The sequence below is a fragment of the Aeromonas sp. 602396 genome (assembly GCF_049173735.1).
GTDB classification, from domain to species: Bacteria; Pseudomonadota; Gammaproteobacteria; order Enterobacterales; family Aeromonadaceae; genus Aeromonas; species Aeromonas veronii_A.
Genome location: NZ_JAAKSD010000004.1, coordinates 57,930 through 79,025, shown reverse-complemented (window position 1 = coordinate 79,025; position 21,096 = coordinate 57,930). Strand labels below are relative to the sequence as shown.

Genomic DNA, 21,096 nt, shown 5'->3' with positions numbered 1-21,096 from the left:
TCACCTATAACGCCGACCTTGGGGTCGGCGTTCATCATCAAAGGAGTTGAACATGGGATATCCAATGAGTCGCCGGGCTCGTCTCTCATGCGCCATGATGGCGGCAGGCATCGCTACCCTCTGTGCGCAGCCGGCGGTCGCCGCCGGAGTGGAGGCAGCATCGCAACCGGCCGTGCATCTCAGCTCTTCCAGCACCGAACTGGCGGAAGGATTCAACTGGGCGGCCGCCAAAACGGCGCAGTTCATCATGACCGGCCAGCGTGGCGTCACCAACAAGGACGAGTACCACCCGGAGGGGGATGGCACCGGCCTGCATGACTACATCCCCTCATACTGGGCCGGCTATTACGATCGCACGGCCTTTTACGGACGCGACTTTGCCCATCAGGTTGCCGGTGCCGAGATTGCTGGCTGGCGCGCCGAGAACTTTTCGATGTTCAAGGTGTTTGCTCGCAATGCCACCGACGCGCGCAAGTGGTATACCCTCTGGGCCTTCAACTTTGATGGCTCTCCCCACACCATCGACTACAAGGACGACAGCTGGTTCGTGCGCGAGGTGCCCGCCCAGTTCGAGTTGGTGGAGAAGGCTTACCACGCCTACCTCTGGAGCGGCGATCGCCGCTATATCGAGGATCCCGAGCTGTGGTCCTTTTACGGCAAGGTGCTGACCGACTTCATCGCGCTGCATGATGAGCAGCACCCCAACGGGATCGCCGAGGGCAAGGGAGGTATTTTCCAGGGATCCTGCACCTACAACGAGCGGGCTGAGCACCCGATAGAGGCAGCCGATGCCATCGGCTCCCAGTATCAGGCGACGCTGGCTTATGCCGCTATGCTGCAGGCTCGCGGTGAAAAGCGGGCGGCGCAAGTCTGGCAGCGCAAGGCGGTGCTGCTGAAGCGCTACTTCAACGAGGAGTGGAGCCGGGTTGCCGGGGATGAGCAGGGCCACTATGCCCGCATCCTCGACAGCAATCTCAGCAAGCGCAACGATTTTGGCAAGGAGAACAGCTGGTTTATTCCGATGAAGCGGCTATCAGAGCCGGGGCCGCGCAATGACCGCTATCTCGACTTTATCAGCGAGATGGTGGGCGAGGGGATCGGCTCGACACCACAGGCACCCGCCAACATCGAGGCCTACACCTATCTGCCGGATACCTATTTCCCCTATCAGCGCAACGAGGAGGCGTGGCGCTGGATGCGCTACATTCTGGCCAAGCGAAATCTCCCCCATGAGCGGCCTAGTCAGGGCACCAATGGCGACTATCCGGAGATCTCCTTTACGCTGGTGTCGCAGACCGTGGAGGGGATGATGGGGGTTGAGCCGGATGCGGCCGCGCACCGGGTGGCAACCCTGCCCCGATTGCCCGCTTTCATCGACTGGGTAGCCATCGAGCAACTGCCGGTCGGGGCCCACCGGTTGTCACTGCGCCATGAGGGCGTTACCGCCAGCAAGTTGGGCAACACGGGGCCGCGCGCGCTGTTCTGGGAGGCCCGCTTCCCGGGCAACCACGGATTCCTGCTGGTGGATGGCAAGCTGCGCAAGGCGCGTATGCAGCGCCTCAACGGAGTCACTGTGAGTGCGGTCGAGGTGACTGTGCCGCCGGGTGGACGAGTGAATGTATCGGTACCGTCCCGCTAAGCGGGGAGAGATTGAGTCAGGGGGGCGTGAGCCCCTTTTTTATTTGGGAATTTACTGCGAAGAGTTGGCCCGTTCCCGACTCAGTTGGCGGTAGCGACTCGGTGTCAGCCCCAGATAACGCTGGAAGGTCTCATAGAAGCGGCTGCTGGAGTTGAAACCTGCCGTCAGTGCGACATCGAGGATGGTGCGGTCGGTATCGCTGAGCAGGGCTCTGGCATGGTTGATCCGCATCGCGGTGACGTACTGCTTGATGCTCATCTGCATCACCTTCTGAAACAGCCCCATGGCGTAGTTGGGGTGCAACCCAACATGATCGGCCAGCTCCCTGGTGGTGAGCGGGGCATCATGGTGGGCGGCAATGTATTCGAGCATCTGCTGCACATGGAACTGGGAGTGTTTCGAGGCACCCGTCGTCGTCCCCTGATTGCTGTGGTTGGCGAGCAGGCGGCTCCAGCCATCCAGCCCTAGGCGCCGCAACATCAGGCAGATCTCGTCGGCAACCAGTTGCTGACGGCCAGGGTCATCCATCCGGCTCTCCGTGACCCAGCGGGTCAGTTCAAACTCGCTCACCAGCATGGCTGATCGCGACTGCAGTACGCCGCCATGGGTGACCTGATTCAGCAGCTCCCGATTGATGGGCCAGGAGAGAAACAGATGGATCGGTATATTGATGAGGCCCATTTGCGAGCAGTGGCCGATACGGGTCAGCTGATGGGGAATGGCCGCCCAGAACAACCCTGCATGCCCTGCCGCCAGGGTAAAGGATTGGCCATTCATGGTGTACTCCACATCGCCATCGAACGGGATGTTGACTTCCACCTGGCCATGCCAGTGGTAACCGGCCATCTCGTGGGGAGCCCGCAGTTCCACATCGATCGCCTCATAAACGGAGTAGAGCGAGAGGGGGCTGCTTAGCCCCTCATCGGTCTCGTGCACGCTGGAAAAGTAGGGGCGTTCAAGCTTCGTCATCATGCAGGCATCGTTATCAGGTGGATTGAAGAGACCCTGTTTGTATCACCATTCCGAGTCTCTGCCTGTGGCGGTCGTTCCGTTATTGCATCTTGTGGTGCACCAGAGCGGGAAACTGCCGGTGAACTCACAGTTGGGGTATGCAGGAGACAGCGGGGTTGCATGCTCTACCCCTGTTGTCCCCTGCTCTGCGATGTCATCTGGACACCAGCCGCTCCAGTCCGGTGAGTGCTTGTTCCAGATAGCTGCGCGGGCAGCCCAGATTGAGGCGAATAAAGCCCTGCCCCCCTTTGCCAAAGCCGATCCCCATCGACGGGACAACTCTCGCCTCTTCGATAAGCCGCTGTTTCAGCTCATCGTCATCCAGCTCCAGCTGGCGGCAATCGATCCAGGCCAGATAGGTGGCATCGGCCTCCATCAGTTGCAGACGGGGCAACCGGGTTGCCAGCTGCTCGGCAAACCAGTGGCGATTGTCTGTCAGATAGGCGAGCAGCCCGTTTAGCCATGCCTCGCCGTGCTGATAGGCCGCAGTGGCAGCCTCCATGGAGAGCGCATTGAATACATCCAGACCATGGGCATCGAGACGCTGTTTGAAGCGCTGGCGCAGCGCAGGATCCGGGATGATGAAGTTGGAGATGCGCAGCGAGGAGAGACCGAAGCTCTTGCTGGCAGAGGTCGCTACCACCATGTTGGGCAGCAAATGGGGCGGCAGGGAGAGCACCGAGGTATGCCGATGGCCAGCCAGTTGCAGATCGGCCCAGATCTCGTCTGATACCAGCGTCACGCCGTGCTGCTGGCACAGGGTCGCCAGTTCATAGAGCTCGGTGAACGTCCAGCTCCTGCCGGTCGGGTTGTGGGGATTGCAGAGGATCATCATGGCGGGGCGCTCCACCATGAAGAGACGTGCCAGCTGCGGCAGATCCATCTCGTAGCGATTCCCTTTTCGCAGCAACGGGTTATCTAGCAGTCGTCGCTCGTTCAGCGCGATGATCTTGGCAAAGGAACCATAACAGGGGCCCTGGACAACAATCCCTTCTCCGGGTTGTGTCAGCATTTGCAGTAGCAGCGAGATGCCGGGGATCACCCCCTCGACGGAGTGGATCCACTCCCGTTCTATGGTGATCTGATGGCGCCGGGCAAACCACTGTTGTATGGCGCTGAAGTAGTCATCCCGTCGCTCGCTGTATCCGAATACGCCGTGGGCGACCCGCCGTTGCAGTGCCTGCTGCACGGTTGGTGGACAGGCAAAGTCGAAATCGGATACCCACATGGGTAGCAGATCGCTGCCGTCGATGCCAAGGTACTGGGGCATACAGTCCCACTTGATGGAGTTGGTATTGTGGCGATCAATCACTTGGTCAAAGTTGTGCTCCGGCATCTTATCGCTCCTCCGCCACTGTCATGGTCCGCGGCTCCCCTGTCACCTCTTTCCGGTCTGCATGGGCGATGCCAATACCGGTAAAGCCGTAGCCCAGGGCAAAGAAAAGGGCGGCATAGCACTGGATGGCCCAGGGGAGGTAATCGAGCGTCGGGATGCCAAGGGTGCCCGCCATATAGACACCAGCAGCCGTCCAGGGGATCAGGGGCTCAATCACGGTGCCCGCATCCTCTATGGTGCGGGAGAGGTTCTTGGTATCCAGCCCCATGCGACGGTAGGCGTCCTGAAACAGCTCGCCCGGGATGAGCAGGGCCAGCTTGCCGTCACTGGTGGCACCGGTGACCAGCAGGGTGGTGGCAATGGTCGAGGCGATCAATTGGCCAGTGGAGTGAATAAGGGTCAGCAGGCGATTGATGATGAGGTCGAGCGCCCCCGTCAGGGTCAGTACACCGGCAAAGGAGAAGGCGCAGAAGACCAGTAGAATGGTGCTCATCATCGAGAACATGCCACCGCGATTGAGTAGGCGGGGGATATCGGGGAGCAGCTGGCTGACGTCATGACCCAGCGGGGTGAACATGGTGAGGTTGAAGCCGTCGATCAGGGCATTGAAACCGGACTGTAGCGGCAATCCCTGCAACGTAATCCCGAGGATAATGGCGATGGCGCTGGCCAGCAGCATCAAGGGAATAGTGGGCTTCTTGGCGATCGCCCCCCACAGCACAATCAGCGGGGGCAGCAGCAGGAGAGGATTGAAGTGGTAGAGCTGCTCCAGTGTGGACAGGATGGTGATGACCTTCTCCGGTGTGGCCACCTCTTCACCGATGACTGAAAAACCGGCGACGAAGAAGACGCCGGCAGCCAGCAGGAAGCTGGGCAGCGTGGTCCAGAGCAGGTGCTGGATATGGGCGTAGAGGGTGGTATCGGCCACAATGGCGGCGAAGTTGGTCGAATCGGAGAGAGGGGAGATCTTGTCGCCGAAATAGGCGCCTGACACCACCGCCCCGGCTGCCGCTGCCAGCGAAACATCCAGACCGTGCGCAACCCCCATCAGGGCTACCCCGACGGTGCCCGCTGATCCCCAGGAGGTACCGGTACAGACCGAGACCAGACTGGTGATGAAGAAGGCCGCAATGAGAATGTATTGCGGGCTGATCAGCTTGAGCCCCCAATAGACCATGTAAGGGATGGTGCCGCTGAACATCCAGCTGCCAATCAATCCACCCACACAGACCAGGATCAGAATGACCGGCATCGCCTTGGCCAGCTTCTGGGCGATGGACTGGATGATCTCGTCCCAGCTATATCCCTGCCAGCAGGCGAGCAGTGCTGTGAAGATGGCGGACAGCAGGAGCAGTGGCTCAATGCGCAATCCCATCAGAACATAGCCAACGATCAGGAGCCCCAGCATCACCAGAATGGGTAATGTGGCAAGCCCCAGGGTCAGGGTCTTTCTCTCTTGTTTCATCACAGTTGATCCATCGCTTCAGAACATGGCGCCATTGTGGGGCGAGCAGCCTGGTGGAAATGTGAGCCTTGCACGCCAGCCATGTAACCGGTTACATGGTGTTCTGGAACGTGATCATGGTCGCAGAAGGGGAGGTTGCGTCAGGGGCATAACCGACTCGCGAATGACCAGTGCAGGGGTGAACTCATGGATCTCCGGGCCCGGGTCCTGCTGTTGCAGTCGGGTGATGGCCAGCTCGGCAGCCCGTTTGGCCATGGTCTCAATGGGGTAGTGCAGAGTGGTCAGTGTCGGGTAGAGGTAGCGGGCCAGCATGATGTCATCGAACCCGATAATCGACAGGTCTTCAGGGATCCGTCGCCCGCATTTTCTCAGGTGCGACATCATGCCTGCCGCCATCACATCGTTGAAAGTGAGCACGGCGGTTACCTCGGGGCACTCAGCAAGCAAGCGCGCCGCCGCCTGTTCGCCCCCCTCCTCGGTAAAGGGCTGGCTGATAACCCACTGTGGTTTGAGTGCCAGATGATAGTGAGCCATTCCTTGCTCATATCCCTCCAGGCGGAGCTGCCGATCGGCGATGGGCAAATCACAGGTGATGAAGCCGATCCGGCGATGACCTTGAGCCACCAGATGGTCGACGGCGGCTCGGGTGCCTGCCCGGTTGTCCAGCCAGACACTGCGGTGAGCCAGCTCGGGCAGATAGCGATTGATGGGAATGAGTGCTGGCATGTGTGAGGCGTAACGGAGCAGCAGTTCGTCAGAGAGGCGAGTGGTATGGGCAACGATGGCTTCGCAGCCCTGATTGATCAGAAACTCGAGCCCATACTGCTCCTGCTCGCTTTGATGGGACCCGCTACAGACCATCAACCGAAAGCCGTGCTGCCGGCTGATGGCTTCTACTCCGCGGGCCAGTCTGGCAAAGAAGGGATCGGCCAGATTGCCGGTCAACAGGCCGAGCATATTGCCGCTGCGTTTTGCCAGAGCCACTGCCGCCATGTCGCGTCGATAGTCGAGCGCACGCATTGCTTTCTCTACCCGTTCCCTGGTCGCCGGTTCAACATGGGCAGAGTTATTGATCACTCTTGAGACGGTTGCCGTCGAGACCTTGGCGAGGGTTGCGACCTGTCTGATGGTGGCCATCTGATTGCCTTGTTCATACTCCGGAGATAAGGGGCTCTCTTATAACGACAACTCGGTATGTCAGCTACCTCTTGCGGTTCGCTTTACTGCGATTTGTGATCGGAGTGGCACATTGGTGGTTTGCAAGGCGAATGAGATAAAGAGGCTAAGGGAAGGAGCAGAGACGATGCGGGGTGTACTATCACCAGATGATGGCGGAGGGGGATAAGCAAAGAGGCCGCCGTGAGTTGCGGCCTGTCTGCATCGGGCGCTGCCGGAGGGCAGGCAGGATCAGTTGAGGTCTTCGATGGAAGACTCGCCGCATTCATATAAGTGTTTGATTATTATATTTTTAATTGTTTTGGTTAAGTGTTTTTTATTTTTTTACCCCACACTAAACCCCGCTCAGTCAAAATTCTCTCTGCTGGTGGCCGGCATAGAGCGTTTGGCCAGTGAGCCGTTTCCTCTCCTCTGGTGGTGATAACTCAGCCAGCGGAATGGGCTGTGTTGTCGTTTTCACTGCGTCATGGACGTGAGGTGGCAGGGATTATTTCATCTATCAGTTCGGTTGGGTCGAGATCCCGTTAGCCGCTGCAGCAGGTTGTCTGTCAAGGTTGCTCTGGCAGCCTTCCAATCAGCGATGTTGCGAGGCCTCATCTCGCATAGGTGGAAAAAGCGTGCCTCATGACGATCTGTGCGGCTCCCTTATGCTCATTGAGCTATTGGCTGCCAATGATGTAGAGCGCTACGCCAGGAGTCATTACATATGCTCATGTACACCAACCTGAAACCTGTGGTCTGTGATAAACCTTGCTCACCCAATATCTGGCAAATGTACGAATGGTATTGGCCGAAATTATTTATAATTATTTGTAATTTAAAAATATAAGCAGTTGGTGATCACAATAATGAATATGTCTCGATTTTTTTATTTTTCATGAAATCTATTTTCGGTAGGGTTTTATAGCAATCAACAAACCGAGAGACGTAAATAATGAAAAACACGACCTTGGCAATTGCCATTTCAATGGCGCTGTCTGTCCCCGCCATTGCCGGCACAGTGTCAGAACATGAAGCCGATAATCGCAATGGATATATCCAGTTGCAGCCTTCCGAAAATAATGAACAACTCCTGACAGATGCAGTCAATGCAGAGATTATCAATTTTCCTGACAAGAATATGGAAGCCGCGGTCAAATCTGCGTTGGGTATTGCTGAGGCAGATCCTGTGACGACTCAGGATATGCTGGCGCTGGATAGTCTCAATGCTGTCGGTAAACATATCGAGAACCTGACCGGGTTACAGTTTGCCACCAATCTTGTTTCACTGGATGTGACGGACAACGATATCAGTGATATTTCCGCAATCAGTGAACTGCCGCTCTCCACGCTGAAAATAGCGGCCAACCGTCTCGCTGATATCCATCAACTTGGCAGAATATCTACGCTGACCATGCTGGATATCTCGGGAAATGGGATTGATTCACTGAGCCCGATTGCGGATCTGATGAATCTGACCACCTTGTCCGTCAGCGATAACCCGATAGATGACCTATCCCCGCTGGGAAAGATGAGCAAGCTCAAGCAGCTTGAGGTGGCATCAGCCAAGATCTCCACCCTGGAGTTTATGCCTGCGACCCTGGTTGGTCTGAATATTTCGAATAACAAGATGGCGGATTGGTCCGGCATGGCCAACCTGTCTGCTTTGCAGAAGCTGGATGTGTCGGGGTGTCGCCTGGATGACCTCGAGAAGATAGTGCATGGGCCGCGCTATCTGGCGAAGCTGACTGCCGATGACAACTACATCAGCAACACTCGGCCGCTGGCCTATCTGCACGACAACACCAGTGTGTCATTGAAGAATCAACATGTGGTGATGGCGGATACGGTGCAGGGGAAATGGCTCAAGATCGTTTTGCGCACTCCGCAAGACGAGGTACCAGAGATTGTCTGGGCGACGCCCGGCAGCTATGACGAGACGAACAACCTGCTGGTATGGGAAGGGGCAGGCCAGAATTCACTGACATGGTCCTACGAGAGCAGCAACAAGAAGGTGATTGCCAGCGGTAGCGTTGTGCAGCAGGTATTCCAGCCTTAATATGCGGCTGGCTTTTATGGCACTACCTCCATGACTCCCGGCAGGTAGTGCCATTTTTTTTAACTAAATGAGGAAGAGAGAGACCATCCCGGACAGGGTATGGAAAACAAAATTGACGTGAATCAAGCAGATATGATTCATCTTTAATGTTCATTCAGATTTGCATCTTGATCAGATAAAATCACGGTCGCGAGCCCCCCTCTGGATGGGGGCTTTGTTGTTATGGATGCTCTTATCTCTATGTTTTTAAGGGTATTTTTATGAAATTAATCGTAATTTAACCGCGTGAGCTTTCAGTGCTAACATTTTCGCTCCATTTAATTGCCAAAAGGTAGCGAAATGTTTCGTAAAAGGGCTGATGTGGATGTTCTTTTCCCTAAGCCAACTGAATCATCGGGATGGAAGCCGAAGAAAAACTATGAGCTGGACTACATAAATATACCTATAAAGTACATAAAAACGCTGGTGTATATACTGGTAGTCATAGTTGCTGTATTGGACATATATTTTGCTTTTGAGATCTATTTCGAATATAGCGGTTGGCTGGTATGTAAAGGGGTGGCTAATGAATCCTGCTTTTTGGGGTGGTAGTCACATTCAAGTTTGCTGATTGATGAGCATCATGCTGGAAATAAATTATCACATTGGTGATGACATCACCTTTATTCCATCGCGTTATTGTCTGGTCAAAGAAAGGGGAGATGCTACCCGCGAAGTACATTTAAGCCAGAAAGAGTGCCAACTGCTGGAGTTTTTCTGTGAACACCCCCAGCAGGTGATGTCCAGAGAGGAGTTTATCTCTGCATTGTGGAACAACAGTGAAAGCAGCGACGCGGGTCTGAATAAAAATATCCTGATGATCCGGCGCAAGCTGGAGTCCCTGGGGGTGATGGACTCTATCCGTACCGTGCCCAGAGTGGGTTACATGATGGATCTGACCATCCTGAAAGAGGAGCTGATCATTGACGACGCCCCCGACACTGTCACCCATGATGCGCTGGTCGGAGAGCTGGTTGATGAAACGGACACAGGCCGCGATCTGTTTGACGAGCCCCCCTTGCTGCAACCCGCATGGCACCGCAGCAGGGTTATCCGCAAGCGTGGCATCATGGTCTCGTTGCTGCTTGGTCTGCTTGTTCTGGCTGGCTGGTTTCTGCTGGCGGAAGAAGAGAGCCTGCCCTATCTGACCAAAAAGATAACCACCCGGCACGGCATCATCTATCGCGTGGATGGGGCCAATCCGCCGATTTCCAGCGCCACTCTGGAGATGATTGACAAGGCTTCTGCGCAGTCGGCGGAGAGCGAATACCGGATGATGATTGCCGACCACCTGATATCGCTGGTCTCTTATGAAGGCGATCGGCCCCTGTGGGAGAAGGTCTATTTCGTTCAGCATGATGCGTCGCTGGAGCCTCAGCTAAGGTGCATCGCACAGCATCTCTCTGTGCCCCCCTTCCGTGATTTTCCGGCACCCATGGGGGAGGGGTATTACAACAACGTCAATTTCTATGCGCCTTGTGATGGGACAGAACATCCCGTATTGGCGATGCAGGTCAGACACAAGGGGTATGGTGCGCCGATCCACGAATTCGTGCAGGAGGTCTCGTTGGTGACGCCAGCCGGTGAGGAGATGGCAGAGCTGACGCTCCTCAAAACCCGTGATGGCAGGCTGACGGAGATCAACGGCCGCTATCCCGATTACGTCATGAAAGCCCATCTGCAGAGTGTGCACGTCAAGGCGCTGGAGTCGGAGCTGCTGACCCCCTATCGGGCGGCTGTCATGAGCATTATGACCAGCGAAGAGGAGCACTTGCGTTACACCCTGGAGGCGCAAAAAGTGCTGCATGCCTCCACCGTGCATGGCGGTTTTCTGATGCTGTCGCGCAGGGCGCCAGAATAAGCGCTCTGCCCGGATGCCCCTGCGGGCTCTCGGCAAGGGATCCGCCGTCACTTATCCCACCAAGGCTGGCTTGTGCCAGCCTTTTCTTTATTCTGCCCTTGCCGCGCCACCAGCTTTTGCCTTGATGCCCCCTCTCCTCGCCACCGCCCTGAACCCCTTGGTTAAGTGAAGTGCCGGCCGGCTCGCTGGTTGCTGGACTCTATGCTGCAACACAATGGCCCTGAGGCCGGTCGTGGCCTGGCGGTAGGGAGGGGAGCAGGAGCGGGATAAAGGGTCAAACAGGGATGGGCCTCAGGCTCTGGGGATGATGCGGGAGCAAGTGTGCCCGGATCGTGCCGTGCAGATTGTCTCAGCTCGGCGGCGCGAAAGGGGAATTCACTCGGCCGTGAGGAGCTGCGCACCGCCGCCGCTGAAGATACCGGACGCCCCCGGATAGGGGGGGGCTGACGCCGAGCGTGAATGGATGGACCCCTTCGGCGGAGCGCACCTCGGTCGGCAGAGGCCGGCCATCCGGGTGGTGGTATGGTGACGGTTCCCGACCCGATGTCGCGGGTGTGCGCATACCGGGCCAGGGTGGCGACGGGGCCTATGCGTGTGGCACGGGATAGCGGGTAATGGCAGAGGGGAACAGGCGAACGGCGCCGGCAGAACAGGGAGGGGTAGCCACAGCCATCGGTTGGAGTTGGAGGGCGTTCCGGGTCAGAGCCCAGCGGATAAGGCCCAATGGCAAGGCAATTCCGTTTGCCTTGGTTGCGGAGTCAGGTTATCTGCGGAGGATTACTGGTAGGTCATGATAAAGTCGGCGGAGGCATCGAATTCACCCGGCACCGCCTTGCCACCTTGAGCCACGGTACTGATCACCTTGGCACCAAACTTCAGGTGGTTGTCGCCATTGACCAGGCTGGCCACCTTGGTCGGAGTGCCGAGCACGATCTCTTCCCCATTTTGCTTGTTGACCAGGGAGATGGCGCCGCCGGAGCCGCCGCCGTTAAGGGCCAGGCTCTTCTTGGCGGTGTCGGCCGGGATGCCGTTGAAGGTGACGGTGGCGTCGCTGGCGGTGGCGAAGTCACAGGCTTCCAGGTGGATCTCGAACGGGCGCAGCGGAGTGGAGCCCTGCTTGTTCAGCAGTGAATTGGCGATCTCCCCCATCTGGATGGTCTGGTCCACGCTCTCCGGGGCGATGGAGCAGGGGGCGTCGATAATGGCGCCGATAAACTTGATGGTGCCGTGACCCTGATCCACGGGCGGTGTTTCGGTTGGTGGGGTCTCTTCGGCAAAGGCGGCACCTGTGCTCAGGGCGAGGGAGAGGGCGAGCGCCGACAGTCCCCAGCGGGCGGAATTTATGGGTTTCATATTGTTTACCTTGTTTCGTTTCGTTGAGAGTATGCATAACGACAGCGAGCCGGTTGAGTCAGGAGAAAGGGAGCCCTATGTTGGCGCAAACCGACTCACCTGGTGCTGTCGACCAAGGCATGCTACCCCCTGTCGTCGCCCGCTCCCAGTTATGAAAAATTTCTTTGAAATCCTTTTTATTTCAATGCGTTGTTCTCTTTTTGGGTTGTGGCGAGGGCGGCGCAGCCTGTTGCGCCCGGTCAGCCTGGAGGGGTGCACAACGGGGGAATCCGATCTAGCACTACTGGCAGAGGGCACTAGCCACGGCCCACATGCCGTTTGGTCTGGTCGCCACCTGTGCGGGTCGCCCCTTCGGTGCTCGAGGGTGGTGAGTTCCGGGCACCAGGCACCGTAAACTGAGTTGGTACCGGTCAGCTAGTTGTACGGTAGTAGATAGGGCGAGTCAGCGTACATCCCGCGGGAGGCGGGGTTTCAGCGATTGTATGGTCCCGGTCGAGCGTACCCTACGTGGGTAGCGCAGCAGCGAGGAGACGGAAGGGGAGGGAGGTTGAGACAGCTAGGAGGGAGGTTGAGACAGCTAGCGGGCGGGGGGCGGTTGGGTCGCCGATCTCGACCGCCACCGTTTGCCCCCGGCGGCCATTGCCATTGGCAGGACGCCTTTGCGAGCAGCGTTGGTTTTGCGTTCCAACTTCGCAAGCGGTCTCGTTTGCTTAAAGCGAGTGGCCCGAGCCACGGTCACTGCGAAACTTATGGGACGGTGGACCCAGGAGGGGTCTCACGATCCATTAACCATGTATAGCCTCACCACCCGGGTGGGTGAGGCTACCCTGCCCCCAGTAGTAACCCCTAACACTGTGTTGCCCGGCAGGCCAGGCTGGCAGCACGGTAAGCCCATGCGCGTGGACCCACCGCGCCCCCATCGCCCCGGGCCTAGGGGTCTCGGTGCTATTCAGGAGCGAGTTCCAGCACACCCGTCGCCCTAAAATCCCCCGTTGCGCCCTGTGCTAACTTCGGGCGCAGGTCCAAAGTTAGGGTGCGGGCGCCGGGACTGGTATCTCGGACTCTGGCGGGCAGGTCATCCCCCCCGATCTTGATCCCCACGGACACACCCGCGCGGGCGTCCTCCACGCTCGACCCACCGCCTTGGAGACTCACTTGATAGGTCGGGGGTAAGCCTTGGCATGAATACAGTAGCTGGGCTGCAGTTGGGTCCGCTCCGGGCTTCACAACCCCCAGGTCTATGGACACCGCCGGCTGAACAAACCAGCACGAACCGCTCGCCTGTGGGATCCTAAAGCACCCCCCAAGGGAAGGGGGCTTTCCTGCGGCTGGGTCCCATTTGTTTGTAGGCTGGTCATTGCCTAGCAGTAGGCCTATACATTCGAACCCATGGTCGGCGGTCGCGCAGGCCCCGGTGTGTGTCTGCAGGAGGGTGACCGACTGCCCGGACGCAGGTGTTTCCGTCCCGAAAATGTATTGGTTGACGGCCGCTACTCGCTGTGCAAATGAGGTTTTATCGATGTCCTTATTGGCAACGTACGAGAAGGTGTGGTCGTTATTGTCGTGCAGATGGGAGTAGAGGATGTATTTGTACTGTTCCAATACGCCCGCCTCTGCGTCGGAGTACGAGTCTGCTATGAACCTGACGTTGGCCACCCAGTGGGAGCAGGTATTGTCTGTGATAGTGGTGCCAGCCGGCCTTGGTAGGATCCAGTCGGCGGTGGCTCGGGGAGTGAATGCTGCAGATATGCACGCCACTAGCGGAGGGAGTAGGAAGCGGAGGCAGGAATGCGTTCGATTTTTCATTGGTTGTCCCCTCGGGGTTTGGTGTCGGGCGAAAGGGGCGGGGTAGCCCCCCGCAGCGGGGGGGGGCATCGGCCGGGCGCACTGCCCACAGCCCCCGCCACCTCATAAAATACCCCCGCACCCTGCGCTGGCACTCGGCTTCCGGGTTGCCGGCACGCAGGGTCTGCTCATAAAGCCGCAGGGACTTGGTTCGATAACGTTGCAGGGCGTTGGGGGCGATGCCGACCCGTCCCTGCGTGGTATACCAGCCCCCCAGCCAGTCGATGCCGCGATCCAGGCGGCCAATCCAGGTCTTGGCGGGGTGCTGGCTAAAGCCGTCGGCGGCCAGATAGCCATTGAGACGGCGCACGGCATCGCGCAGGCGCCAGCGGGTGCGGGCCAGCACGATAAAGTCGTCCATATAGCGGGCGTAATAGAGGTATTGGCGCATCAGCTCGCGGCAGACGGGGCAGGGCAGCGGTGCCACCAGCCGGCTGAGCACCCGAGCCCGGTCGATATGCTGGTAGTAGCCGCGAATATCGGTGCGCAGCACAAAAGGGTGGCTGCCCCCGGCCCCTTGCAAAAAGTCGTGCAGCCGGCGACGGGAGGCCACTACCCCCATGCCGCGACCATGTTCGCAGGCAGGGTGCCAGGGGAGCCGTGGGGCGACCCGCAGCGCCACCCATTTCAGCACCAGCGCATCTTCTGCCGACCAGATGGCGTGGCCCCCCAGCAGCTGCATGGGGCTGAGCCGATAGTGTCCCGCCATCACCCGGGCAAACAGGGTGGCCGAGCGCGCTGGCCAGTGAAAGCGCAGGTGCCAGATATCGGCGTTGGCCGGGTAGTGGCGCCGCCGCTGGCAGAGCCACTGATAGGCCAGTTGCCAGGCCTGTGCCGGTGCGAGTTCGGGATAGCGGTTATTCATAGGTCAGCTTGAGGGTCGACTGGGCGCTGAAGGTGCCGGGGGTGAGCTTTTTCTCCCCCGATTTCAGCAGCGCGACGTAGACCCCGAAATCGAGCTGGTTCTTGCCGGTTTGCAGGGTCTGCTTGCTGCTGGCCTGACCCAGCGGCAGATCTTTGGGGCTATCCTTGCCCTGGACTATGCCGAGGGCGATGCCGGCGGCGGCGCTGCCCTTGGCCAGGCTCAGCAGGTTCTTGTCCTCGCTGGAGGCGGTGCCGCTGAAGGTGACCTTGACCCCCTTGGCCACCGAGGGATCGCACTCTTCCAGGTGCAGCACAAACCCCTTGGGTTTGGAGCGTTTGTCCCGCAGCAGATCCTTGTTGACCACGGTACCCAGATCCAGGCTGATGTTCGCATCCGCCGGGGGGATGGTGCAGGGCACCGAGACCAGGGTGCCGGTGATGGTCAGCTGCACCGAGTCGTAGCCGTCAGCCCAGGCGCGGGCCGGCAGCAGCCCCAGCCAGGCGAGGCAGAGCAGGGCCGGCAGGCCGCGGGCCTTGTGGATCATGGGGTTCATCGTTACCTCCTTCAGGCCGCTTTGTCGGCGCTGGTCAGGCTGCAGTGCTGATCGGTGCAGCGAAAGTGGAGCGGGCGGCGCCCGCCGAAGTCATCGACATAGGTGAGGGTCGGCGTGTTGCCGAGCCGGGCGACCCCGAGATTGAGCTCACCCTGGCCGAACGGGGCCAGCATCAGGGGGGTAAAGTCGGCCTGCCCTTCGTCATCGGCCTTGCTGGCGGCATCGACCAGGGTAATGAAGTAGGGGGTGGGGTTCTCTACCTGGTAGTGCCCCTGGGCCGGGGTCAGCTTGAGCTGCTGCTGCCAGGGGGCGACATGGGCTTCCGGCTCTACCACCAGCGACTGCGGCCGGTAGAAGAACTTGATGCGGGTCTGCAGCGCCAGCTGCAGGGAGTTGGGTTTGTCGCTGCGCGGCGGGATCTCCCGCAGGTTGAAGTAGAACAGGCTCTCCCGATCCTGGGGCAGCAGGTGGCTCGCCTGGGTGGCCTGCACCTTCAGCATGCTGTCGGCGCCCGGCTCCAGCCGCTGCACCGGGGGCAGCACCACGAAGGGGCTTGAAATCTTGCGGCCCATGGCATCTTCCACCCAGGCCTGGGCCAGATAGGGCAGCTCCTTGTTGTGGTTGCGGATGTTGAGGCTCTGGGACTTGCTATCGCCGGTGTAGATCACCCGGGTGCGATCCAGGGCCACGGCGGCCTGAGTGGGCAGGGCGGCCACCAGGGCGAAGGCCAGCAGGGCGTGTTGCATCAGTTTCATCGTCGGATCTCGTGTTGGTCAGTAAAACGGGTCTCAGTGACAGCTCAGGGTGGGCAGCTCGTCCTCTGCCGGCAGCGGGTTTGGCAGCACTGCCTGGCAGTGGGCATGATCGCCCCAGCGGATGAAGATCGGCTCGCCGGCGTGCAGCCCCGCCAGATAGGCCATGCCGTCGTCGCTCAGCATCCCCAGTCGCAACTGCTGTCGGTTCTCCACCACCGCGGCGAAGGGGGGCGTCTTGCCGCTCTGGAGCCGGAAGGCGAGCAGCCGCTTGCCCCCCGCCAGCACATCGAAGTGCTGGTAGCCGATGGCCCCTTCGGTGAGGGTGCGGCTGGCCACGGGGGAGCCGATGGGTTCGACCTCGTCGCCGAGCCGATCCACATCTATGCTGGTGCGCTGCCGGTAGTAGCTGGTGAGATCGGCCACCACCGCCTTGCCGTGGCGATCCGTGGTGGTGACGGGGCCGCCGGCATGGATCGGCACCCCTTCGGCGCCATCGGCATCCACCAGCAGGCGACTGCCCCCCATCATGCCGACCCGGTGCAGGGCGGTGCCCTGCGCGGTGGCGGTGATGCCCCCCTGCACGGAGAGGCCCGCACTCAGGTTTTTGCCGCCGTTCTGCTCGCTGGCATTGACCGACAGCTGCGCCTTGTCGGCGGTATGGGAGTAGAAGCCGCTCAGGCTCTCCCCACGGGGCGAGGTGCTGGCCGAGAGGGAGTAGTTGTTGCGCTCGTCCAGGGTGTTGTAGTAGTTGGCGCTGTGAGTCAGGGTGTCGTTTTGCGACGAGAGGCTGTAACCGAGGTGACTGCCCCCGCCGAGCGGCACCGAGAGGGAGAGGTACATACCGGTATCGGCGTTCTCCCACTGGGTTTGGCGGTAGGCGTTCACCGTCAGCCCCAGGCCGCGCCAATCCTTCACATCGAACTGGTGGGAGAGGGCCAGGCTGATGCGTTCACTGTCCGGCTTCAGCCAGTAGGACTGGTGGGTGTAGTCGAAGTAGGCGCCGATATTCTGGTTGCGAAACTGCTTGCTCAGAATGACCGAGTACATCTCTTTCGAGCCCCCCTGGTAGTAGGCCTGGCTCTCGTCTTTGGCGCTCAGGTAGTCGCTCATGGTCATGAAGTCGCGCTCCGAGAAGCGGTAACCGGCAAACGCCACCTGGCTGTCGTATTTGTCGAAGCTCTTGGAGTAGTTGACCCGATAGGAGCCACCGTGCTTGATGCCCTTCTCGGGCAATTCGGCCCGCGACTCCGTCATGTCGAACGAGATGGCACCAAATTGCAGCAGGTCCCGGCCCGTACCCACAGTTAGCGCGGCATAGCCGTCGCTCACCAGGGCGCCGCCGAAGAGGGACCAGCCATTGTTGACCCCCCAGGAGGCTTCACCGCTGACAAACAGCGGCCCTTCCAGGCTGTGGTCGAGGTTGGAGGGCTTGCCGCTGGCAAATTTGTAGCGTACCGAGCCCGGGCGCGACAGATAGGGGATGGCAGCGGTATTGACCTTGAAGGTTTGCAAGGAGCCATCCTGTTCCTCTACCCGCACGTCCAGCTCGCCGCTGGTGGCCGAGTTGAGATCCTGGATTCGGAAGGGGCCGGCAGCGACCTGGGTCTCGTAGAGAACGCGTCCCCCCTGGCTGATGACCACCTTGGCGTTGGTTTTGGCGATACCGACCACTTCGGGGGCATAGCCACGCAGGTTGGGGGGGAGCATGTTGTCATCCGAGGCTAGCGTGAGCCCGGTGAAGCGGAACGAGTCGAAGATGGAGTTGCCAAGATCCAGCTCTCCCACCATCAGCTTCTCCTCGCGGGACGGGAGCGGGCGATAGGCGTAGACCCGGGTCACGTCGGCAGAGTGTTGCTGGTGGGTCTCTTTCACCTGTTTCGGATGGGTGGGATCCTGCGGTTCATCCTGATCCTGCTGGTCCTCATCCTGAGGTGGTTTCTGGGTATGCCAGCCACGATTGCTCTGATATTGCGCCTGCCAGTCGGCCCGCACGCGCCAGGCACCATAGTTGGCCCCCAGCACGCCGTAGGCACTGGCGTTGGTATTATTCTCCCACTGCTCGGAACTGGTTGCATGTTGCAGGTTGATGCCGTAATCGAGCATAAAACCGTTGATGCCGTTATCCCAGCGGCTGATGGGTTCCCAGTTGTCGTCGATATATTCCAGGTTGGTTTGCGGAATTGAGATGGTGAGGGTGTAACTGCTGATATCCGGACGCAGCGTGCTCCCTTCCAGCACATCGAGATTGATGCACTGCATGTCGGTATTGGCCTGCAATACTTTTTGCAGGGCGCTCTCCTTGAGGCCGAACTCTTCCAGCAGTGTTTTCGGAATACAACTTATCGACGCGCCATCAGCATCACTTTTCACCGTGATTTCGCGCTCGCCCAGTGAACGATCGTTGATATTTACCTGCATGCTATATTGGCCGGGAACGATATAGCCGACGTGAGTGAATTGTTCGAAGTCGATATTTTCGCGATCGGCTACATCCAGCAAATCGGTATTGAAATCGATGCCGCCGGCAGGGGCGGCCTGAATGGCAAAGGCACCAAGCAAGTTGATTATCAATATTGCAATGCGTTGTTTCATATCAATATCGTCACTGTCTGTAAGGGGCCTGGGCTGAACTGCCTGCCACATGGTTGTGATGATCGACAACCTGTCTAAAAAAAACTGCGCTGACGCCGGGTCAGGCGCGATTTTTTATATTCAGAGGGATGAAATGAGAAACTGGCACCACCTGGTTTCCTGGCCGCAAATATCGCCCGGCACAATGATTCCCCCGATTGGCCAGCACATGGTATCGAGCTGGAACCCTCTTTGACCAGTTACAGATAATTCCGGTTTTATCCGTTAATAATCAATGTTTTGAGCTTTACTTTCATCAGGTCTTGGGTCGCCTGAAATCGGGTCTGGCAGGCCATTGCTGGTGGTTTTTAGAACAGTCAGGCAAAGCGTGACGCAGATAATGGGTGGGGAGCCCAGGTTGATATCGCCGGAAAAAGGGCGGAGGGATTATTGGGAGTGAGCAGATCGCGCTGATAGACCATGAGTGATTAACGATAAGCGACACTGAAATATCATGGGGAGATATAGCAGGGCTGATATTGGAAATAGGTGGGCATCCCTGCCCGATATAGCTTCCTTGATATCATCACGCTTGTACTGACTTGATCCCGGTCAGTCGTACTTCTACCCGACGGTCCGGTGCCAGGCATTGAATGCGTTTTGCTTTGGATTTGATGCCATCGCACTGAGTGCCGGTGAGCGAGTCATCTGCGCCACGTCCCTCAACCCGGATTTTGCTGGCCGGCAGCCCCTGGGAGACCAGGAAATCAGCCACAGCCCGGGCGCGGGCCTCGGAGAGGCGCTGGTTCACCTTGGCCGAGCCGATGCGGTCGGTATAGCCGATCACGATGGCTTCACCTTCTTTGGGGCGGGCGTTGGCCAGGTCCTGGTATAGCTTGTCCAGGGTCTGCAAGCCCTCTTCCTTCAGGTCTGCCTTGCCAAAGGCAAACAGCACGTCAGAGCTCAGTTCGAAGGTCTTGTCGACCATGACGGGTTCCGGCGCCGGAATGGGGCGCTCTACCGCGACCGGCTCGACATAGCTGGAGCGGAAGGGGTGGTAGACCAGCTCCAGCGTGGTCATGTTCTGGTTGGGTTTGGTGCTGGTGTGGTAGTCACTGCTGTGCAGGTCTGCCACATCAGTGATGTAACGCCAGCGGGCCTGCAGATCCAGCGCATCGGTCAGTTGATAGGTCAGGCCGGCGCCAAACAGGGAGGAGACCTTGGTATCCTTGGTGCCCAGCCCGTCGGTGTGGGCCCAGTAACCACCTGCCTCACCGAACAGACTAAGGTCACCAGCCAGGGGAACACGGCCGATCAGGGAGAGGGTTCCCCCCTGATTTTCGAAGCGGTTGCCATCGGTGTTGCCACGCCCGGCGTAGATGTAGCCCAGTTCGGCCCCCAGATAGTCGTTAAGGTTGTAACCCGCAAAGGCGTTGGTAGCGGCGGCATCTTCGGTGCCGTTTTCGACACCGCCAATCTTGTTCAGACCCTGAAAGTGGGTGAAGCCGGCACCGGCACCGAAATAGAGATCAGCCGAGTCACCGTTTTCGGTGGCATTGGCAGAACCGGTACCAAGACCCAGCATCAGACAGCTCACGACAAGGGCAAGCTTCTTTTGTCCAAATAACATAGATGACATCCTCATATTTTAATTTCTCGTTTTATTGCTATTGCTTTGTTGCAAGCAAATGCCGACGATCAACGCATCGCTCATAATTCACATTGAATCAGAACGGTGCAGATTTGATAATCGCGGGGTGAAACAGTAGCCTGTGAGGTGGAGGAGTCAAATTATTTAAAATTAATATTTGTTATTTCTAAATAACGACAGGGTGATGGCCGTTCCGGTTCGATAAATCATGGTTAATGGCTGAGTTTAAAGGTAATTTTTCATAATTGGAGAGTGTCTTTCATTCTTTATATGATCAACGCTCGATCATTGGACAAATAGAGGTTGATTGTATGAAAAAAATATCAGGCTTGCGTTTGGTCACTGCCTTGACTGTGGCAATGGTATCTGGAGGGTATGCTGCACTTGCCTGTGCAGACGATGATGGCGGTTGGAGTGATTTGGGTCCATCCAGTCCAGCTGCGTCTTCTCCTCAGGATCAGGGTCATGGCACCATCAAGTTTGTGGGTGCCATTATCGATGCCCCCTGCTCCATTGCGCCCGAGAGTGTGGATCAGACAGTACAGATGGGGGAGATCGCCAACTCGCTGCTGAAAAAGCAGGGTTCAACTCCGCTGCGGCCGTTCGAAATCCACCTGGAAGCCTGTGATTTTGCCACCGCAGCCAGTGCGACAGTGACCTTCTCCGGGATTCCATCCGACGATACCAAGCATGCGCTGGCATTGAACGGTGGGGGGTCTGGTGGTGCGATTGCTCTGGTCAACAAGCAGTCAGGGGAAGAGATTGTGTTGGGTACGCCAACCAAGGTGTCCAGTCTGGTCAATGGTGATAACCACCTCAAATTTGGCGCCAAGGTCGTGAGCACGGTGGCTGCAGATGGTAGCAACCCACCCGTCCCGGGTGAGTTCGATGCCGCGGCAGACTTTGTCATGAGCTATCAGTAAGTCATGATCCTGAGC

General features: G+C 58.4%; 14 protein-coding genes. 4 read left to right on the top strand and 10 right to left on the bottom strand.

The genetic code is table 11. The features are described from left to right. The first annotated feature begins 52 nt into the window (after window positions 1-52). A complete protein-coding gene (locus tag G5229_RS07215; RefSeq protein WP_421208874.1) occupies window positions 53-1,639 on the top strand; it encodes a hypothetical protein in 1,587 nt (528 codons plus the stop codon). 51 nt (window positions 1,640-1,690) lie between these two features. Here G5229_RS07215 and melR read toward each other — a convergent pair whose 3' ends face one another. The 4 genes from melR to G5229_RS07195 all read right to left on the bottom strand — a co-directional run bounded on the left by melR (window position 1,691) and on the right by G5229_RS07195 (window position 6,588). Continuing rightward, on the bottom strand, window positions 1,691-2,611 hold the full coding sequence (gene melR / locus G5229_RS07210) for a transcriptional regulator MelR (protein WP_421172683.1): 921 nt from the start codon (window positions 2,609-2,611) through the stop codon (window positions 1,691-1,693). Between the two features lie 193 nt (window positions 2,612-2,804). Further along, entirely contained in the window at window positions 2,805-3,986 is a 1,182-nt protein-coding gene (locus G5229_RS07205) for a MalY/PatB family protein (RefSeq protein ID WP_421172684.1), read from the bottom strand. A 1-nt stretch (window position 3,987) separates the two neighbouring features. Next, window positions 3,988-5,451, bottom strand: coding sequence for a Na+/H+ antiporter NhaC (nhaC, locus tag G5229_RS07200; RefSeq protein ID WP_421172685.1), 1,464 nt, complete (start codon window positions 5,449-5,451; stop codon window positions 3,988-3,990). A 114-nt stretch (window positions 5,452-5,565) separates the two neighbouring features. Beyond that, window positions 5,566-6,588 carry a LacI family DNA-binding transcriptional regulator gene (locus G5229_RS07195; protein WP_216952773.1) on the bottom strand — a complete coding sequence of 341 codons (1,023 nt, stop codon included), beginning with the start codon at window positions 6,586-6,588 and terminating at the stop codon, window positions 5,566-5,568. A gap of 973 nt (window positions 6,589-7,561) precedes the next feature. On the opposite strand from G5229_RS07195, the gene G5229_RS07190 reads away from it, so the two are divergent. Beyond that, window positions 7,562-8,665: a leucine-rich repeat domain-containing protein gene (locus G5229_RS07190; protein WP_421205575.1), complete on the top strand. Its 1,104-nt coding sequence runs from the start codon at window positions 7,562-7,564 to the stop codon at window positions 8,663-8,665. Window positions 8,666-9,287: 622 nt separating this feature from the next. After that, on the top strand, window positions 9,288-10,565 hold the full coding sequence (locus tag G5229_RS07185; protein WP_421208873.1) for a winged helix-turn-helix domain-containing protein: 1,278 nt from the start codon (window positions 9,288-9,290) through the stop codon (window positions 10,563-10,565). Window positions 10,566-11,342: 777 nt separating this feature from the next. On the opposite strand, the gene G5229_RS07180 is transcribed toward G5229_RS07185, so the two are convergent. The 6 genes from G5229_RS07180 to G5229_RS07155 all read right to left on the bottom strand — a co-directional run bounded on the left by G5229_RS07180 (window position 11,343) and on the right by G5229_RS07155 (window position 20,137). Then, window positions 11,343-11,918, bottom strand: a complete 576-nt coding sequence (locus G5229_RS07180) for a fimbrial protein (RefSeq protein WP_421208872.1) — start codon at window positions 11,916-11,918, stop codon at window positions 11,343-11,345. 1,555 nt (window positions 11,919-13,473) lie between these two features. Continuing rightward, window positions 13,474-14,628 (bottom strand): hypothetical protein, encoded by a 1,155-nt coding sequence (locus G5229_RS07175; protein WP_421208871.1) that lies wholly within the window; start codon window positions 14,626-14,628, stop codon window positions 13,474-13,476. Next, window positions 14,621-15,181: a fimbrial protein gene (locus G5229_RS07170; protein ID WP_279462974.1), complete on the bottom strand. Its 561-nt coding sequence runs from the start codon at window positions 15,179-15,181 to the stop codon at window positions 14,621-14,623. Before G5229_RS07170 ends, G5229_RS07175 begins: the two co-directional genes overlap by 8 nt. A gap of 11 nt (window positions 15,182-15,192) precedes the next feature. Beyond that, window positions 15,193-15,936 carry a fimbria/pilus periplasmic chaperone gene (locus G5229_RS07165; RefSeq protein ID WP_421208870.1) on the bottom strand — a complete coding sequence of 248 codons (744 nt, stop codon included), beginning with the start codon at window positions 15,934-15,936 and terminating at the stop codon, window positions 15,193-15,195. A 33-nt stretch (window positions 15,937-15,969) separates the two neighbouring features. Further along, entirely contained in the window at window positions 15,970-18,528 is a 2,559-nt protein-coding gene (locus G5229_RS07160; RefSeq protein ID WP_421208869.1) for a fimbria/pilus outer membrane usher protein, read from the bottom strand. A gap of 565 nt (window positions 18,529-19,093) precedes the next feature. Continuing rightward, entirely contained in the window at window positions 19,094-20,137 is a 1,044-nt protein-coding gene (locus tag G5229_RS07155; RefSeq protein ID WP_421208868.1) for an OmpA family protein, read from the bottom strand. Between the two features lie 332 nt (window positions 20,138-20,469). Between G5229_RS07155 and G5229_RS07150 the strand changes: the two genes are divergently transcribed. Continuing rightward, entirely contained in the window at window positions 20,470-21,081 is a 612-nt protein-coding gene (locus G5229_RS07150; protein WP_421205561.1) for a fimbrial protein, read from the top strand. Window positions 21,082-21,096 lie beyond the last annotated feature (15 nt).

Excerpts from the sequence above, each read along its gene's own strand:
- G5229_RS07175 (WP_421208871.1), bottom strand. The coding sequence starts at position 14,628 with ATGAATAACCGCTATCCCGAACTCGCACCGGCACAGGCCTGGCAACTG.
- G5229_RS07180 (WP_421208872.1), bottom strand. The coding sequence starts at position 11,918 with ATGAAACCCATAAATTCCGCCCGCTGGGGACTGTCGGCGCTCGCCCTC.
- G5229_RS07160 (WP_421208869.1), bottom strand. The coding sequence starts at position 18,528 with ATGAAACAACGCATTGCAATATTGATAATCAACTTGCTTGGTGCCTTT.
- G5229_RS07165 (WP_421208870.1), bottom strand. The coding sequence starts at position 15,936 with ATGAAACTGATGCAACACGCCCTGCTGGCCTTCGCCCTGGTGGCCGCC.
- melR (WP_421172683.1), bottom strand. The coding sequence starts at position 2,611 with ATGATGACGAAGCTTGAACGCCCCTACTTTTCCAGCGTGCACGAGACC.
- G5229_RS07215 (WP_421208874.1), top strand. The coding sequence starts at position 53 with ATGGGATATCCAATGAGTCGCCGGGCTCGTCTCTCATGCGCCATGATG.
- G5229_RS07185 (WP_421208873.1), top strand. The coding sequence starts at position 9,288 with ATGCTGGAAATAAATTATCACATTGGTGATGACATCACCTTTATTCCA.
- G5229_RS07155 (WP_421208868.1), bottom strand. The coding sequence starts at position 20,137 with ATGTTATTTGGACAAAAGAAGCTTGCCCTTGTCGTGAGCTGTCTGATG.
- G5229_RS07150 (WP_421205561.1), top strand. The coding sequence starts at position 20,470 with ATGAAAAAAATATCAGGCTTGCGTTTGGTCACTGCCTTGACTGTGGCA.
- G5229_RS07195 (WP_216952773.1), bottom strand. The coding sequence starts at position 6,588 with ATGGCCACCATCAGACAGGTCGCAACCCTCGCCAAGGTCTCGACGGCA.
- G5229_RS07190 (WP_421205575.1), top strand. The coding sequence starts at position 7,562 with ATGAAAAACACGACCTTGGCAATTGCCATTTCAATGGCGCTGTCTGTC.
- nhaC (WP_421172685.1), bottom strand. The coding sequence starts at position 5,451 with ATGAAACAAGAGAGAAAGACCCTGACCCTGGGGCTTGCCACATTACCC.
- G5229_RS07170 (WP_279462974.1), bottom strand. The coding sequence starts at position 15,181 with ATGAACCCCATGATCCACAAGGCCCGCGGCCTGCCGGCCCTGCTCTGC.
- G5229_RS07205 (WP_421172684.1), bottom strand. The coding sequence starts at position 3,986 with ATGCCGGAGCACAACTTTGACCAAGTGATTGATCGCCACAATACCAAC.